The organism is Bacillus sp. DX3.1, assembly GCF_030292155.1.
Lineage (GTDB): Bacteria > Bacillota > Bacilli > Bacillales > Bacillaceae_G > Bacillus_A.
The window spans coordinates 865,162-882,145 of sequence record NZ_CP128153.1 but is presented as its reverse complement, the minus strand read 5'-3'; the positions used below and the strand labels follow the sequence as shown (position 1 = coordinate 882,145).

14 protein-coding genes and 2 pseudogenes are annotated in these 16,984 nt (G+C 33.6%); 9 read left to right on the top strand and 7 right to left on the bottom strand.

Going from position 1 to position 16,984, the window contains the following annotated elements:
• Positions 1–335: 335 nt before the first annotated feature.
• Together QRE67_RS04305 and QRE67_RS04300 are read left to right on the top strand one after the other, a co-directional pair.
• The gene (locus QRE67_RS04305; RefSeq protein ID WP_286123689.1) at positions 336–2,108 is read left to right on the top strand and encodes a metallophosphoesterase; all 1,773 of its coding nucleotides are present in this window, start codon (positions 336–338) and stop codon (positions 2,106–2,108) included.
• Between the two features lie 60 nt (positions 2,109–2,168).
• Positions 2,169–3,482 (top strand): STAND family AAA ATPase, encoded by a 1,314-nt coding sequence (locus QRE67_RS04300; RefSeq protein WP_286123688.1) that lies wholly within the window; start codon positions 2,169–2,171, stop codon positions 3,480–3,482.
• Between the two features lie 755 nt (positions 3,483–4,237).
• Here the strand turns inward: QRE67_RS04300 and QRE67_RS04295 are convergent.
• Positions 4,238–5,609 (bottom strand): annotated as a pseudogene (locus tag QRE67_RS04295) (SpoVR family protein).
• Between the two features lie 186 nt (positions 5,610–5,795).
• Between QRE67_RS04295 and QRE67_RS04290 the strand changes: the two are divergent.
• Positions 5,796–7,394 carry a restriction endonuclease gene (locus tag QRE67_RS04290; RefSeq protein WP_286123687.1) on the top strand — a complete coding sequence of 533 codons (1,599 nt, stop codon included), beginning with the start codon at positions 5,796–5,798 and terminating at the stop codon, positions 7,392–7,394.
• A gap of 84 nt (positions 7,395–7,478) precedes the next feature.
• Here QRE67_RS04290 and QRE67_RS04285 read toward each other — a convergent pair.
• The 6 genes and pseudogenes from QRE67_RS04285 to QRE67_RS04260 all read right to left on the bottom strand — a co-directional run.
• Positions 7,479–8,111 (bottom strand): annotated as a pseudogene (locus tag QRE67_RS04285) (SpoVR family protein); the annotation flags it as partial.
• A 27-nt stretch (positions 8,112–8,138) separates the two neighbouring features.
• Positions 8,139–8,606, bottom strand: coding sequence for a hypothetical protein (locus QRE67_RS04280; protein WP_286123686.1), 468 nt, complete (start codon positions 8,604–8,606; stop codon positions 8,139–8,141).
• 102 nt (positions 8,607–8,708) lie between these two features.
• Positions 8,709–9,176: a hypothetical protein gene (locus tag QRE67_RS04275; RefSeq protein ID WP_286123685.1), complete on the bottom strand. Its 468-nt coding sequence runs from the start codon at positions 9,174–9,176 to the stop codon at positions 8,709–8,711.
• A 16-nt stretch (positions 9,177–9,192) separates the two neighbouring features.
• Positions 9,193–10,416, bottom strand: a complete 1,224-nt coding sequence (locus tag QRE67_RS04270) for a WXG100 family type VII secretion target (RefSeq protein ID WP_286123684.1) — start codon at positions 10,414–10,416, stop codon at positions 9,193–9,195.
• A gap of 159 nt (positions 10,417–10,575) precedes the next feature.
• Positions 10,576–11,994 carry a SpoVR family protein gene (locus QRE67_RS04265; RefSeq protein WP_286123683.1) on the bottom strand — a complete coding sequence of 473 codons (1,419 nt, stop codon included), beginning with the start codon at positions 11,992–11,994 and terminating at the stop codon, positions 10,576–10,578.
• 172 nt (positions 11,995–12,166) lie between these two features.
• Positions 12,167–12,727 carry a nitroreductase family protein gene (locus QRE67_RS04260; RefSeq protein WP_286123682.1) on the bottom strand — a complete coding sequence of 187 codons (561 nt, stop codon included), beginning with the start codon at positions 12,725–12,727 and terminating at the stop codon, positions 12,167–12,169.
• A gap of 237 nt (positions 12,728–12,964) precedes the next feature.
• Here QRE67_RS04260 and QRE67_RS04255 point away from each other — a divergent pair, with 237 nt between their 5' ends.
• The 6 genes from QRE67_RS04255 to QRE67_RS04225 all read left to right on the top strand — a co-directional run bounded on the left by QRE67_RS04255 (position 12,965) and on the right by QRE67_RS04225 (position 16,948).
• Complete coding sequence (locus QRE67_RS04255) at positions 12,965–13,558, top strand: hypothetical protein (RefSeq protein ID WP_286123681.1); 594 nt, start codon at positions 12,965–12,967, stop codon at positions 13,556–13,558.
• 562 nt (positions 13,559–14,120) lie between these two features.
• Complete coding sequence (locus QRE67_RS04245) at positions 14,121–14,618, top strand: PCYCGC motif-containing (lipo)protein (RefSeq protein WP_286123680.1); 498 nt, start codon at positions 14,121–14,123, stop codon at positions 14,616–14,618.
• A 121-nt stretch (positions 14,619–14,739) separates the two neighbouring features.
• Entirely contained in the window at positions 14,740–14,988 is a 249-nt protein-coding gene (locus tag QRE67_RS04240) for a YhdB family protein (protein ID WP_286123679.1), read from the top strand.
• Positions 14,989–15,089: 101 nt separating this feature from the next.
• A complete protein-coding gene (locus tag QRE67_RS04235) occupies positions 15,090–15,971 on the top strand; it encodes an LCP family protein (RefSeq protein WP_286123678.1) in 882 nt (293 codons plus the stop codon).
• 144 nt (positions 15,972–16,115) lie between these two features.
• Positions 16,116–16,550, top strand: a complete 435-nt coding sequence (locus QRE67_RS04230; protein WP_286123677.1) for a disulfide formation protein C — start codon at positions 16,116–16,118, stop codon at positions 16,548–16,550.
• Positions 16,547–16,948: a thioredoxin family protein gene (locus QRE67_RS04225; RefSeq protein WP_286123676.1), complete on the top strand. Its 402-nt coding sequence runs from the start codon at positions 16,547–16,549 to the stop codon at positions 16,946–16,948. Before QRE67_RS04230 ends, QRE67_RS04225 begins: the two co-directional genes overlap by 4 nt.
• Positions 16,949–16,984: the final 36 nt, after the last annotated feature.

Here is a 16,984-nt window from a genome sequence, read left to right as displayed (position 1 = left end):
CATTTCGATGATTACATTATGAAAATTCAATCAAATAAAGAAAACTAAGTAGTAATAGAAGATGTATCTTATTCCATAGATTACGATGGGAAAAAATCCCTTATGAGGTATAATTTTCTTACGGATAGATTTATATTTTCTTACGGATAGATTTATATTTGCTTAGATTCATCAGGAATCTTTTTTTCTAATTGTCGTAATAATAAGCTCTGAGCTTCTTTACTTTTTATTCTTTTCAACAACTTAATAATTTTTTCAAATTCCATAAATTCACCTCAAAATTCAAATTTTTCTTTGGGTAATTTGATTTTTAATATCATGAGGAGGAACAAATTTTGAAGATTACATTTCTAAATGTTTCTGATTTACATATTTCCAAATCAAGATTAAAGGATGTCAAAATTGTTTTAAATGCTTTTTTCAAGGATGTTCAAAAGCTGGATAAAGATGTTGACTTCGTTCTATTTAACGGTGATCTTATTAACAATGGTTCTCAGGGACTAGATGGGAATTATGAGTACGATATTGCGGAAACTGAGTTTATCAATCCATTGTTGTCTAGTATTAACAAAGATAAGGACAATATATTCTTCGTTCCAGGGAATCATGATGTTAATAGGGATAAGATTGATCCTTATGTTGATGGTAATTTAAGTGACAAGTTTCTCAACCGTGACCAGTTGAATACTTTTATTGATGATGAAAGAAGAAATAAAGATGTATTATTTAGAAGATTAGAAGATTATTATCAATTTCTTGAATTATTTTATGACAAAGGTAACCAATATGAAGTTTCTCGAAACAATCTTTATTCTACATATGTATTTGAAAAAAACGGATTTAGAATAGGAATTGCATGCTTAAACTCTTCATGGTGTGCATTCGGGGGGGATGATGATAGAGGTAAATTATTAATTGGGGAAAGACAAATTGATAATGCCTTAAATGATTTGAGTGATGTAGATCTTAAAATTGCTATGTTTCATCATCCATTGGATTGGCTAAAAGACTTTGATAAAGAGTCCATTCAGTCAATGCTAATTGAAAATTTTGATATGGTTTTCCATGGTCATCTACATGCTCATGATCCTAACCAGATTGTAAACACGGTACACACTACAATTTTTTATCGTTGTGGAGCAATCTTCGAAGGTAGGGAATTTAACGGTTATGCGTTAACAACCTATGATACAGACACTGGCGAAGTTCATATGCTACTACGCCAGTATTATGATAAAAGACGTGAATTTGATAAAGCTTTGAATTTTGTTGAAAACGGGGAAGTACGATATACAATTCCTACTAGAAATAACACTAGTGAGGAACAATTAGTACAAGAGTTAATACAAAAAAAAAAAATTGAAATAAAGATGCGTATGAAAGAAGGTGTCATTCAAAGTTTAAATGAGAAATTGATTACATCACTTTCAATTGATACATCTGCACCGAAACACTTGAAAGATATTTATGTTTCACCTTTATTATCTAAGGAACCTGAAAGCTTTGGGAAAACAAATCCAGAGACATTCGAAGAATTACAGACGATTTTGTCTCAAAATCAAAATTTAATTTTCGTAGGGAAAAAAGAAATAGGAAAAACTACATTATTAAACTACATTGGTTATTATTATTTCAATGAATATTTAGGTTCATTGAAATTACCAATATTTTTAAATTTCAATGAATTACCTCAAGGTAGAAATATAATTGAAAAAGCTGTTTCTAACTATTTCCAAGAGTATAACGTGACTAATGTTGATTTTGAAGAATTATTAGCTTCCGAAAACATTGTTTTATTAGTTGATGATTTTGAGTGCCAAAATGACAAGAAACTTAGTAAACTTGATGAATTTATGAAAACCTATCCAAATATAAAAGTAATTTTGAGTATGGATGAAGATGTACTTGAAACAATTAAAATAAAAGAAACGCCCATTATATCTAATAATTTTGAAACGTATTATGTATATTCATATACAAGAAATCAAACACGTAAGTTAATTAAAAATTGGTTTCCACAAAACCATATTGACCACGATATCATCTTGGATAGAATCACCAAAATAATTACAACGGTGGGGTTACCTAAAACTCCCCTTAATATTTAATTGTTGTTGAGTATTATTGAAAAGCAATCACAATTTATACCAATAAATGAAGCATCTCTTGTGGATCGCTTTATCGAAATATTATTAGAAAAACTACATACTGATGAAGTAAAATATGAAACTTTGGATTACACAATTAAAATTGACTATTTATCATGTTTCGCGGCAGAAATGACCATGCAAGAAAATTATTACTTGGAGGAATTAGAATTTGGGCGTTTCACAATCGATTATTTTGAAAGTAAGGGGCTAGATGCACCGCTAGAAAAATTCAAATCCGTCTTTTTTAAAAAAGGTATTTTAGTACGTGGAAATGGTAAAGTATTTTTCCGTTTCCAATGTTTTTATGAGTTATTTGTAGCCAAGTATATGTTGATGGAAGAGAATAAGGAGTTTCGTGACAAAATTCTTTCAGAGCCTTATTACTTATTATATCAGAATGAAATAATATACCTAGCAGGATTAACAAGGAAGAATAGTCATGGTATTTTAGAGATTCTTGAAGAACGCTTAATGAAATCTTTTGAAGCTATAGATGAGATAATAGACATAGAAAAGATCGGTAATTTACCTATCGATGCAATCGTGTCAGAAAAACTTAAATCTGAAGAGCTGAAACAAATGCTAAGTGAGTTTACAATGACTGAAGAACAACAAGATGAAATTTTAGATGTAAAAAAATCGAGCGATGTACCAAAGTCACCCAAAGAAATAGATAGTTCCACTCAACATAGAAAGCGTGCATCTGAAATTGAATTCATGGACAATCTGATGTTATATTCTAGTTTAGTTAAAAACTTAGAGCTCGTAGAGAAAAAAGTAAAAAAAGAAGCTGTAAAAAAGAGTATAAACCGATTTACTAAGCTTATTGGCGTACTATATAAGGCTGTACTAGATAAGATTGCAGATGATATGCAGGGGGAAGAACTTGAAAAAGAAATGCTGAAGAAATATGAATATATTTTAAAGACCGGTATACCTATTATTATGCAGCATTCTATTTTAGATAGCTTAGGAACACCTAAATTAAAAAAAATTATAGCGGAAGTTATAGAAGAAGTAGATACTGATTTTGAAAAGTTTATGTTAATTTGCTTGTACAGCGATCTCAGATTAGAAAATTATATTGGATTTATGAAACAATTTTTAAAAAATAATAAATCAAAACTTATTAAAGAAACAGCTATGATTAAATTACTTTATTATCGCTTATTTTATCATCATTCTGAAAATGACATTAATCAATTAAACAATTTAATTTTCGATGTAACGTCAGACGGCACGCTAAATCAGCAAGTTCAAGTCAAAACTAGAATGATAACGGATTTAAATAAGAAGGCTATGATAATACAAAGTAAAGATGAAGCAATCTAGTATATTTCTTTTAAGTTTATTTCATGTTGTTCCCCATTAGATTAAATAAATGAGGTTAAGATTAATGTTCAAAGGATTAAGTGCATTTTTTAAAGAGGATACAGAGGCTTTGCTAAAAAATTGATACCTGAATTAATTACTTTTTGTAATCCTTATTTTAAATCGAAACAAGAAGCTATAGATTTTGTCTTGATATGTGAAAATCATTCTAATCCAGCACCCAAAAGAGCTCTTCATCAACTTTACAGACATATAACGTTAGCTAACGAAATGGAGAAGATACAATCGGGAAAGGATACTTTTCAAGATTTTTTTTAAGACTGTATTTCACAAGAAGATCAACTTATATTAATTCGTAATATTCAACCGTTGTAGCCCTTCTCAGCCTACAACGGTTGAAATGGTAGCAAATATGTTTAATACAGTAAGGAATATGTTCACTCACGAAGGCGTCTATTGGATGTTTTCTTTTGTGAGAGAACAAGGACAAGATATAATAAATATTATTCCAGCTGAAAGAACTTCAAAACTATCCACCTACACAATGGGGCTGAAAATATGGATACATATATAGTATCTATAACCAAGAAAGAAGTTCAAAATATTATTATTAAAGGGGCAATAGTTTTTATACAAGGCATTTTACAGAGAGTTGAAAGGAATAACACATAAGTAATATCCTCTTGTTTATCAGAAGAAAATACTGAAAAAAGGCAGTTATCTTAGATTTTTCATATCCAAGATAACTGCCTTTTTTACACATACTTCCTATGCACCATCTTCCCATCATAAGAAAACACAACACCCTTATTCTCCACAACGGATTCCATATGAACTGTTCTTCCCCATAGTTGATATATATAAGGTAATACTTTCTCTAAATATTTCAAATCAAGTTCAATTCCTTCATAATAATGCTTTAAGTATAGCTCACCAGTTTTTAGGTAATCGCCATCTTCAATCATCAAATATGGAAATCCACCGTTTGTTCTCATATTTACAAGCTGAGCTCGTACATGTGTCCATTCTTTATCTATAACTTTGTACTCTTTTCCTTGCCTTTGGAACAAGTACATATCTTCTCGCATTACAAGCTCTTTTGTTAAATAATTACGAATGAAGGATGTGTCACTGTCCAGCTCACGCACTTCAAAAATCTTCTGTTTACCTGATCCAGCCTTAACCCCTCTTCGTTTCATTTCTTCAGTCGGATTGTCATAACGTTCTTCAATGTGTTCAAACATTTTAATTCCTAGATAGTACGGATTAATGCTTGTTTTAGATGGCTGAACTACACCTGCGTTTAATTTTGCAAATTCAATTGCTTCACTTGAAGTTAAATCCATTTTTCGTAAAATTCTTTGATGCCACAGACTTGCCCAACCCTCATTCATTATTCCCATCTCCATTTGCGCCCAAAAATAGAGCATTTCCTCACGCAACATCGTTAAAATATCTCGCTGCCATTCTTCTAATTCACGACTATATTCTTCAATGAACAGCAATAGATCTTTTTCTGGTTGCGGTGGGAATTTCTTTTTCTTACGAATAAGTGGAGACTCTCTCTTTTTCTTCTCATCATCTAATCCCCACAAATCATCGTAATCTGTTTTTCTTCTTTCTTCTTTTTCTTCCACATACATATCATCCATTGTCCACGCTAGTTTATTTCTTACCAATGAAGGATCAATGTGTTCTTGAATCGCCAGTACCGCATCTAAAAACTTTTCAACTTCCTGTCTTCCGTATTCGTGTTCATATGCTTTAATTCGTTCTGCGGTCGCAGCCATACTTTCGACCATGTCTCGTTTAGTATTTGAAAATCGAATATTATTTTTGAAAAAGTCACAATGTGCCAATACATGTGCAACAATCAACTTATTTTGAATAAGGCTATTTGTATCTAATAAGAACGCATAACATGGATTCGAGTTAATTACCAATTCATAAATTTTGCTTAGTCCTAGATCATAATGAAGCTTCATTTTAAAAAATTACTTTCCAAAGCTCCAGTGTGAAAAACGAGTAGGCATTCCATATGCACTAAATGTATATAATCTTAGCAGGACAAACTTAATGTCTCATCGGATAAAAATCGAGCCTGAACCCTTCAAAACTCTCTAAAATCTATTCTATAGAATATTCTAATTCACGTTATTTAATCATATTTCATACCTGTTTCCTTCCTAAAAGAGAACTATTTTAAGAATCTCACTAAACTGACTTCACACCTTCTTCCATATCTTTACTCTAATTTGTTATGCAGGTAAAATATAGAAAAGGATATTTTGAACTTGTAAAGGGCGTGTAAGCATGGCAAATCGATACCATTATCAAAAAACCATTAGTAATGAATATTTAAGAAAAAGTAAACTAATAAAAGCTGCCTCCTCTTGGGAATTGAATCTAAAGATACAAGAGCAAGAACAAAAATGGGCACAGGCAGAAATGAAACAGCGTGAACGAGACAAGATTCAGGATATAAAAATGCAAACAGAGTTTGACACAATCGCTGCTCAAGAAGTAATTAGTGAGTATCAAAATATTTTAAATACTACCCTAGAAGTTGACGACACCCTAGATTGGAAATCCCAAAAGAAGTATGACACTTATCCAACATTTGTACACGATTCTTTTAATACACAAAAACCTAGTCTAGATAGTTTCAAACAAACATATAACGTTCCAGCCGAAGGAATATTAGAGAAATTTATATCGCCTCTCAAACGTAAAAGAATTCAGTTAGAAGAACAGGCGAAAGAGGCTTATGAAAAAGCCTTGAAAGAATACGATGAAGCCTATGATACATACGAAAAGCAAAAAGAAGATGCTCTCAAAGAACACCTTCATCAAAAAGAAACATTTGAGTTAGAACAACTACAATACAATGACAGCATCACGAACTGGCAAAAACAGTTTGAATTAGGAGAATCTGAAGCAATTGAGAAATATGTAAATGTGGTATTAGAGAACTCTCTTTATCCTGATGGAATTGAGAAAGAATATGATGTACAGTTTCGAAAAGATTTAAATACACTACTTGTATCATATAAACTCCCTAATCCAGCTTCAATTCCCAATATTATTGAGTACAAATATATCGCTACAAGAAAAGAAGTCAAATCAGTCGAAATGAAAAAGAAAGAGTTTGAAGAATTTTATGAATCTGTAGTATTCCAAATAACATTAAGAACAATCCATGAAATTTTTGAAGCTGTATATAACAACGATGTAGATATTGTTGTATTTAATGGATGGATTAGTTATATAGACGAAGCAACAGGGAATGATTCTACCTCATGCATTATTTCTGTACAAGCATCCCGAGAAGAATTTGAATCCATAAAATTGGACAGAGTAGACTACAAAAAGTGTATTCAAAGTCTAAAAGGATTATTTGCAGGTAAGCTTACAACATTAGCTCCTGTCAAACCCATTATGACTCTACAAACGACTGACAAACGTTTTGTAGAATCAAAAGAGGTTTTAGCTAATCTTACTTCTGCAGACAACTTAGCTACTATGCATTGGGAAGACTTTGAACATCTAGTCAGAGAATTATTTGAAAAAATGTTTAATGAAGACGGTGCCGAAGTCAAAGTGACACAAGCCAGTCGCGATGGCGGAGTAGATGCTATTGCCTTTGATCCTGATCCAATTAAAGGTGGTAAATTTATTATTCAGGCAAAACGATATAATATGACGGTGCCTGTATCCGCAGTACGTGATTTATATGGAACTATGCTTCACGAAGGGGCAACAAAGGGAATTTTAGTAACAACAAGTTCATTCGGAAAAGACTCCGTCGCATTTATAAAGGATAAGCCAATTACGCTTATTGATGGTCAAAATCTTTTATACTTGTTTAACAAATTCGGCTATTCGACTCTTAATATAACATTAAATAGATAAAAATAACGGGGTAAATTTACCCCGTTATTTTTCAAATTGCATATTTTACTTTTCACTTTAATTAATACTTAACTATAAATGCTTTCACACATACTTCCGGTGCACCATCTTCCCATCATATGAAAACACAACACCTTTATTCTCCACACTCGACTCCATATGCACCGTTCTTCCCCATAACTGATGAATATACGGTAATACTTTCTCTAAGTATTTCAAATCAAGCTCTATTCCTTCATAAGAATGCTTAATATACAACTCACCATTCTTCAAATAATCTCCATCTTCAACTACTAAATACGGGAAGCCACCATTCGTCCGCATATTGACGAGCTGATCACGAACGTTTTCCCAATCTTTATCAACGACTTTATATTCCTTGCCTTGGCGCTGGAATAAGTACATATCTTCTCGCATAACGAGATCCTTATTTAAGTAATTTCTAAGGAACGATACGTCCCACTCGATTTCACGCACTTCAAACATTTTTTCCCGCCCTGATCCAGGTTTCACACCGCGGCGTTTCATTTCCTCGGTCGGATTGTCATAGCGCTCTTCAATATCTTCAAAGATTTTAATGCCGAGGTAGTATGGATTGATACTTGTTTTTGATGGCTGAACAACACCTGCATTTAACTTTGCAAACTCAATCGCTTCATCTGAACCTAAGTCCATTTCACGAAGGATGCGTTGGTGCCAATACGAAGCCCAGCCTTCGTATTGTTAAGGTGCTATTTATTTTATTTAACTTTCCAAATTCTCTTCTAACTTATCACCGATTTTTTGTTGCTCTTCAATCCAGTTTAATATTATTTCTTTTTCTTTTTTTTTAATTTTTCCTCGTGTATATCTATACTGGGTCAACTCTTCAAACCACACTAAAAGTAATTTCCTTAATTCTATTGTTTCAATTTCACACTGTAATGGATGATCTTCATCATCTGGGTACAGCTCCTCTATTACTGTTTTATATCGATCCATCTCAATGTCCGTTGCATTGTAACTGCATTGAAATTGTTCTTCTACTCCACTTAAAACCTTATCGAATTCTCCAATCGCTTTTTTTACAGATGAATGAGCTCTTTGAATATCACTACTAAAGAAAATCGTTATTAAATCTGGGTTGTATAATGTCTCATTTTCGTTTAATTCAATCATTACATCATTAAATCGTTCCAATTTAGTAAAATGATATTGGTATTTTAATTGCATAATTTTCCTCTCTTTCAAAATCATGAATATACAGGATTTACTGATATAATTTCCCTTTTTTACTTTGCATTTCTATCTCTATTCTGCTTCTGTTTAAGCAATTTATCTTTCCAAATTCTCTTCTAACTTATCACCGATTTTTTGTTGCTCTTCAATCCAATCTAATGCTTCTTCTTTTTCTTTTATTTCTATTACTCCTTGTTTATTTTGATATGTTACAACAGCTCGATACCATATTAATAGTAATTTTCTTAATTCAATTGTTTCAATTTGACATGTTAAAGGATTATCATCATCATCTGGAAATAATTCTTCGATTATTACCTGATGTTTATCCACTTCAATATAACTCCCATTATAACTACATTCAAATTTTTCTTTTTTACCATTAAGCACAGAATCTAATTCTCCAATTGTATCCTTAACAGAGCCAATAGATGGTTGTACATCACTTCCAAAAAACAAAGAAATCAATTCATTATTTTTTGGTTCTTGTTCATTTTCAAATTCCACTCTAACACTACCAAATTTTTCATGAATTTTAATTTTATAAGGATATTTTAATATCACTATCGATCCTTCCTTTCTATGGGGTATATATAGGATACGCTGATGTAATCTTTCCATTTTTAATTTGCATTTCTATTTTTATACCATTAGTAGTAATTCCAATATATCGATTTCCTTTATATAACTCTTTATTATTAAATGCTTCATTAATAGAGTCAATTACTTGTTGTTCAGTCCAATCTTTTGGAAAAAACGTTGATTTAGCATTCTTTAATTTGCCATCAATTGCTACATTAGCTTGATAAATCCCCTGTTTGTTCGGTCCCTCTATTTCTCCAATAATCTTTCCCTGAGCATTTTCAGTCCCTTTATAATGAAACCCTATTGCTTTTCCTTTTTTCGTCAATTCACCTTGAAAAATATGTTTCAATGCATCTTCTTTTGTTCCTACTTTAAAATTATCTAAATCTTTCAAGTGACTGTATTCTCTACTTACTCCTGCCATTGAATATCGGAATGTATCATTGGATGGAGATTCCATATTAGGACGACGCAGATACGAATTCCCTCCATATGCAGGGCTCAAGCCACCTCTCATTTCATAAGAAAACATAGAAGGTAAATCCCTACCCCATCTAACTCCATTCCTTAAAGCGCCTGTCCCCTTTGTTCCAGCTACGCCAAGCCCTACGCTCGTCAAAGCATATGCAAACCATGCCGTAGTATCCTCAGCACCTCCATATATAACATCGCGGATAAATGAATCCGATAATACATTCCATGTTTGTGTTAATTGTTGAACGGAATGATCTGCAAACTCTTCTAGTTTCCCGAAAGGATCCTCTATAAAATCACTTACTTCTTCTTTTATATCCTCATATACTCCCTCAGGATCCGTCCATAAATCTTCTGCAAACTCTTTTACATCTCCAAAAAAGTCTTTCACTCCTTCAACAGTATCTTCTACTGCCTTACCTGCTCCCCTTTGAACACCTGTCCATATTTCCTCCAGTACATCATAGTTCCCATATGCTTTTTCATCTGCCTCTCGGAACTTTCTCGCAATTTTTCTTAACTCTAATTCTGTAAAATTCAAGTGTTTTATGTATGATTCCATATGCTTTTTCGCTTCGAAAAAGTCTGAATAAAATCGTTGCTGCGATGTTCCAATCCACTGCATCTGTAAATTAAAAATAGTCAATGTCAAATCTTGAATCCTTTTTTTACTATCTTCTTTTGCTCGTGCAAAAGAACTTGCGATTTCTTCTAATGTATCAGGTCTCACTTGGATTTTTACCAACTCACCTGTTCCACCTTTCTCCTTAGAATCGCTGTTGATTCTTGTTGTATACATTCTTTAACATTTAACTATTCTTATTATACAAAAAATTGCATCTTCGTTTCTGTTTTATTTGTAAATAATATCCACAAAAAAAGAAGCCACTGTTTAACAGTAACTTCACACATACTTCCGGTGCACCATCTTCCCATCATATGAAAACACAACACCTTTATTCTCCACACTCGACTCCATATGCACCGTTCTTCCCCATAGCTGATGAATGTATGGCAATACTTTCTCTAAGTATTTCAAATCAAGCTCTATTCCTTCATAAGAATGCTTAATATACAACTCACCATTCTTCAAATAATCTCCATCTTCAACTACTAAATACGGGAAACCACCATTTGTGCGCATATTGACGAGCTGATCGCGAACGTTTTCCCAATCTTTATCAACGACTTTATATTCCTTGCCTTGGCGCTGGAATAAGTACATATCTTCTCGCATAACGAGATCCTTATTTAAGTAATTTCTAAGGAACGATACGTCCCACTCGATTTCACGCACTTCAAACATTTTTTCCCGCCCTGATCCAGGTTTCACACCGCGGCGTTTCATTTCCTCGGTCGGATTGTCATAACGCTCTTCAATATCTTCAAAGATTTTAATGCCGAGGTAGTATGGATTAATACTTGTTTTTGATGGTTGAACAACACCTGCATTTAACTTTGCAAACTCAATCGCTTCATCTGAACCTAAGTCCATTTCACGAAGGATGCGTTGGTGCCAATACGAAGCCCAGCCTTCGTTCATGATCTTTGTTTCCAGCTGCGGCCAGAAATACAGCATTTCCTCTCGCATCATCGTTAAAATATCACGTTGCCACTCATCCAATTCCCGGCTGTATTCTTCAATGAAGAGGAGTAAATCTTTCTCTGGCTGCGGTGGGATTTTCTTTTTCTTTCTCATATTTGGTCGTTCTCGTTTTTTATTTCGGTCATCTAAGTTCCATAGGTCGTCATACTGTGATGCTCGTTTTGTTTCTACTTCTTCCTCTTCTAAATCATCTATACTCCAAGCAAGCTTCGGTCTCATAAGCGATGGATCAATATGTTCTTGAATTGCCAAAACAGCATCTAAAAACGTTTCTACTTCATCTTTTCCATACTTATGTTCATATGCTTTAATTCGTTCTGCCGTTGCCGCCATACTTTCTACCATGTCGCGCTTCGTATTTGAGAATCGAATATTATTTTTAAAGAAATCACAATGTGCCAATACGTGTGCCACAATTAATTTATTTTGAATCAATGCGTTTGTATCTAATAAAAAGGCATAACATGGGTCGGAGTTAATAACTAACTCATATATTTTACTCAGCCCTAAATCGTAATGTAACTTCATTTTAAAGAACTGCTTTCCAAAGCTCCAATGTGAAAAGCGTGTTGGCATCCCATACGCACCAAATGTATAAATAATTTCCGCTGGGCATACTTCATATCGCATCGGATAAAAATCAAGTCCAAACCCTGTTGCAATTTCAGTAATTTCGGCAATTGCATATTGCAGCGCTTTATCATCACTACTTCTCATATCTTTTCCCTCCTTACACTTTCCCTTATGAAAGTGTATGAAGGAAAACAAGCTTTCATGAAGATTGATTGCATAATAAAAAGACATTCTTGTCCCAAAACAAGAATGCCTCTCTTTATCCCGCTATTCGCGGACAATGATACCCCCACTAATCAAATTTTCACTTTATATATTAACCTTCAAACACTTCTAACTTCTCCGTAATCGGCGTACGCGCTTTTCCTTCAGGTGCCTTATCGAAATAACCAAGATGAAGAATTCCGACAATACGCTGTCCTTTTGTTAATCCGATTCCTTCCATAAATATAGGATTGTAATTCAATCCACCTGATTTCCAAACAGCTCCTAATCCACGTTCCCATGCTAGCAATTGGAAGTTTTGCATAAATGCACATACCGCTGCGTAGTCTTCATCACGCTGTACTTGGCGCGGATCTTCATCCATATAGACAACAATTTGAGCTGGTGTACTCATAAAGCGATCCGATAATATTTGGCCTCTTTTTTCTCTTTCTTCGTCTGTGAAAGAGTTTAACACAGCCTCTACCAATGTCTTACGTCCTTCTCCGATAAATAATTTACATTGCCAAGGTTCGCGATGGCGATGATTTGGTGCCCACGTTGCGTCATTTAATAATTCAATTAGTAATTCTTTTGCTACTGCTTTATCTGTAAATTTACGAATCGATCGTCTCTCTTTAATAACATTTGCAATGGAAGTATATGTAGTCACATTTCTCTCTCCCTTATTTTCATCTATATACATGATATTTATTTTCAATGATAAAGATTATCAATTTCGATTATAACTTAGTTTTCTACCGTTAATCAATGTTTTATGTTAGAAAACTAATAAAAATTTTCTCCTCATGTTGTGAAGAAAAAAACTTAGAATGTTCACAAGTTTTTCACAGATTGGGGACATGCTACATGTAACGTTTTCCATTTTATTCAATTAGGAGGAATATATATGTACAAAAAATTCATTTCAAGTCTTTTGGCTGCAGCATTGCTATGCGGAATTGTAGTATTTCCAGCATCCGCTTCCACACCAAAAGAGATTACGATGCATCATAAATTAATCTCAGAAGAGCAACTAAAATCATTAGAACAACAAGGTTATCAAAAGCATGAAATTTGGAAAGCAGCACACCTTGCAAAAATAACTAAACAAGATATTAACACCGTACTAGCATACTATAAACAAACGAAATCTTGGGAAGACACAGCGAAACATTTCGGTGTTGATCCAAAGAAACTACATAAACATCATATGAGTAAAGAAATGAAAGAAGCATTACTTCAAAAAGTAGCGGAGATGCAAAAATCAACGCCCGAACAAGTGAAGAAAACGATGAAAGATTATAATATTCATCTACGCCACCTTGTAATTCTTACCATCATTGCGCAAAAAAGTAATACACCGCTAAATGATGTACTACAAATGAAAAAAGATGGTATGCATATAAAACAAATCGCGGATAAACTAAATGTAAAAAAAGAAGATATACGAGCAGAGATGCACAAATTAATACAGTCTGTGAAAGCAAAAAAGACGGAGTAGGCAGAGAAAAACGAGGAGCAACTGCTTCTCGTTTTTCTTATCTTTTCTACCACTAAACATGCATATTAACCTTTTATACAAACATAGAAAAAGATCTTCCCAAAAAACTAACTAGAGTATTCCATATAAGGGAAAGAGGTGAAGATTATGTTGCGCTTACTAATGAAACGCTCTTTCCGCATTCCTTTAAAATCACTACTCCATTTTCCATCATACTCATATTGATCATTTCTTCATTATTTACAAATCGAGAGAACGTAAATGCACTCAATACTTTCGTTTCTAAAGCTGGTTTGTATCTCGTATACGTCTATATTCCTTGCTTTTTCCTGTGGCACTCTATTTGTTTACGACTAAAAAAAATAAATAAGGGAAAACTTTGATCAGTGAGGATTTTTTTCATCTCCCACTGATTATTAGCCCTCACCTAACTTCTTTGCTTCCTGCCGAACTTTGAGGTCGAGATATTACTGTCTGGGAATAGCAGGATCAAACTTTTACATAGGATATAACTAGAGAATTTGGTACAATTTAACTAATATTAAAGTAAAGGGGTAAATATATGAAAAAGTATCTATTCTCTCTATTTGTAATAAGCAGCCTCATACTTGCTGGTTGCGGTACCGCAGACAAGAAACAATCTTCCGAACCAAAAGAAGAACATGCCTCTCACTCACAGCAAGGTGATATCCAAGAAACAACAAAAGGAGTTGACACACTGCCAACCTTTTTGGAAAAATTAGATCCGCAAATGAAAGAAATTTATGCTACTGCGGGAAAAAACGCTGACCTATTAGAATGGATACCTTGTTACTGCGGTTGTGGTGAAAGTGTGGGACATAAAAGCAATAAAAATTGCTTTATTCATGAGATCAAATCAAATGGCGAAGTTGTTTGGGATTCTCATGCAACAACATGTATGAACTGTTTAGAAATTGCAGCCGAATCCGCATCCATGCAACAAAAAGGAAAATCCACCCTTGAAATCCGAAATTATATCGACAAAAAATATAAAGAAGGCTATGCAAAACCAACACCTACGCCGATGCCAAAAGCGTAAAAACGAGGAAATTCCTCGTTTTTTATTTTTCACTCCTCATTTTCCTTAACAAATTCTTTCAAGTGTATTTCTCCTCTCTTGTCGTACACTATATATAACTCCTCAGTAAGGAGGGTACACAATGTACACATATAACGACTACGATAAAGCTCTCTATTACACGTATTGTTGTAATTGGGACAAGTTGCTTGTTTTAATGGTGCAAACTGATGATCATTTATTTTCTAAGCGCATTGAACACTTTTTACATGCTTATAAATATGGAAAAGAACTACCAGAATTGGATAAACAGCTTCAACTCTTATTTCAATACATTGACCATGCATCACAAAAGTCACATGTAGAAGAAGTAGAGCACGTACAAATATAACCTATGCGCTATTCTCCTTTGAGAATAGCGTTTTTTGAATATTTTTCCATAAGAATGTTCATAATACATATATCAATTATTTAATGGACGGACGTGATTGTTTGCATAAACCTTTTTACTTATTTCTCTGCATCACTATATTGCTAATCGGTTGTGAGAAACAAGCTAAACCTGAGTCATTTCAAGGTGCGAAACAAGAGAAAAACGTGTGGAATGTCCTAATTATCGGAAGTGATTCACGTGGTGAACAACAAGCTCGCGCTGATACCATTATGGTTGCCCAGTATAATAAAAAAGACCACACAGCAAAACTCGCTTCTATTATGCGAGATAGCTATGTGGAAATTCCTTCCTATGATAAAAAGTATAATAAAATCAACGCCGCCTATTACTACGGTGGTCCTGAATTATTACGAAAGACCATTCAACATAATTTCGGAATCAATGTTTCCCATTATGTAACTGTAGATTTTGGAGCATTTGTTAAAATTGTTGATACAGTTGCACCTGAAGGAATTGAGGTCCATGTTACACAAGCGATTATCGATGATATGGGATTCCATCTACAACCTGGCTTACAACGTCTTCATGGGAAAGAATTACTGAAATACGCCCGTTTTCGCCATGATACCGAAAGTGATTTCGGACGCGTCAAACGCCAGCAAGAAGTGCTGCAAGCATTAAAACAAACCTTTACCGATAAAGTCCAATCTGTAGACGGTGTACTTGACTTGCCGATGATGGCGCATGAACTGTCACCATACATAAAAACAAATATAGATATAGCAACGCTCTTTACACTTGGAAGTAGCCTTTTGTTTCAACCCATTGAAGAAATGGAAACGATGCGAATTCCGATTGATAACGGATATGAGCCCGCTCTTATTGAACATGCTGGTTCTGTATTAAAAGTTCATCCCGAAAAAAACAAAGAAGCAATCCAAAATTTTTTCCACACTTCAAAAGCTGTAAACCTCCCTTAAGAACAAGGTATATTAGCCTTGTTCTTTTTTATTTTCCAGTTTTCTTCATACAAAGCTTTCCGTATTAAAAATATTTTCTCTTTATTTTCTTATACGCTTCATACTATAATTTAGTATGTAACTATTATAAGAGAGGTAAAAAATATGAAACGTGAGAAAAAACAAGAATATACATTGTTTACTGCTTGGGGAGCTTCTTTTATTGCTACACTTGGAAGTTTATACTTTTCCGAAGTCATGAAGTTTGAACCATGTACGTTATGTTGGTATCAACGCATTTTTATGTATCCATTTGTTTTATTGCTTGGCATTGCAGTTGTGAAAAAAGACTACCGTATTGCTACATATTCTTTACCGCTTGCAAGCATCGGTGGCTGTATTTCGTTATATCATTACGCAATTCAAAAAATTTCTGCATTCTCAGAAGCAGGAGCCGTTTGCGGGCGTGTGCCTTGTACGGGAGAATATATAAACTGGTTTGGCTTCATTACAATCCCGTTTTTAGCACTTATCGCTTTTGTTATCATTGCAATTTGTAGCTTTATTTTAGTCAGAACAAATAAGGAGATGAAAAAATGAAAAAAATACTTATATTTGGCAGTATTATAATCGCCTTACTTGTAGCTATTTCTGCTATAACACAAATGGAAAATAAAGACGATTACTACACAAATAGTATCTCTCTTACAGATCTTCAAAAGAATATGGAAGCTAAAAAAGACCAAACGATTTACTTCTACCAAACAAATTGTTCACATTGTAAAAGGGTATCACCTGTCGTTGTTCCAATGGCAAAAGATATGAGCATTGACATGAAAGTTATTGACTTAGAAAAGTATCCAGCTGGATGGGACGAATTTAAAATTGAAGGTACACCGATTATTATCCATTACAAAGATGGAAAAGAAGTAAGCCGTATTAGTGGTGAACAACCAAAAGATAAATTTAAAAAATGGTTTAACGAGAACAAAAAGTAACAAGAAAAGGAAACTTCCTTTATACATGAAACGTGT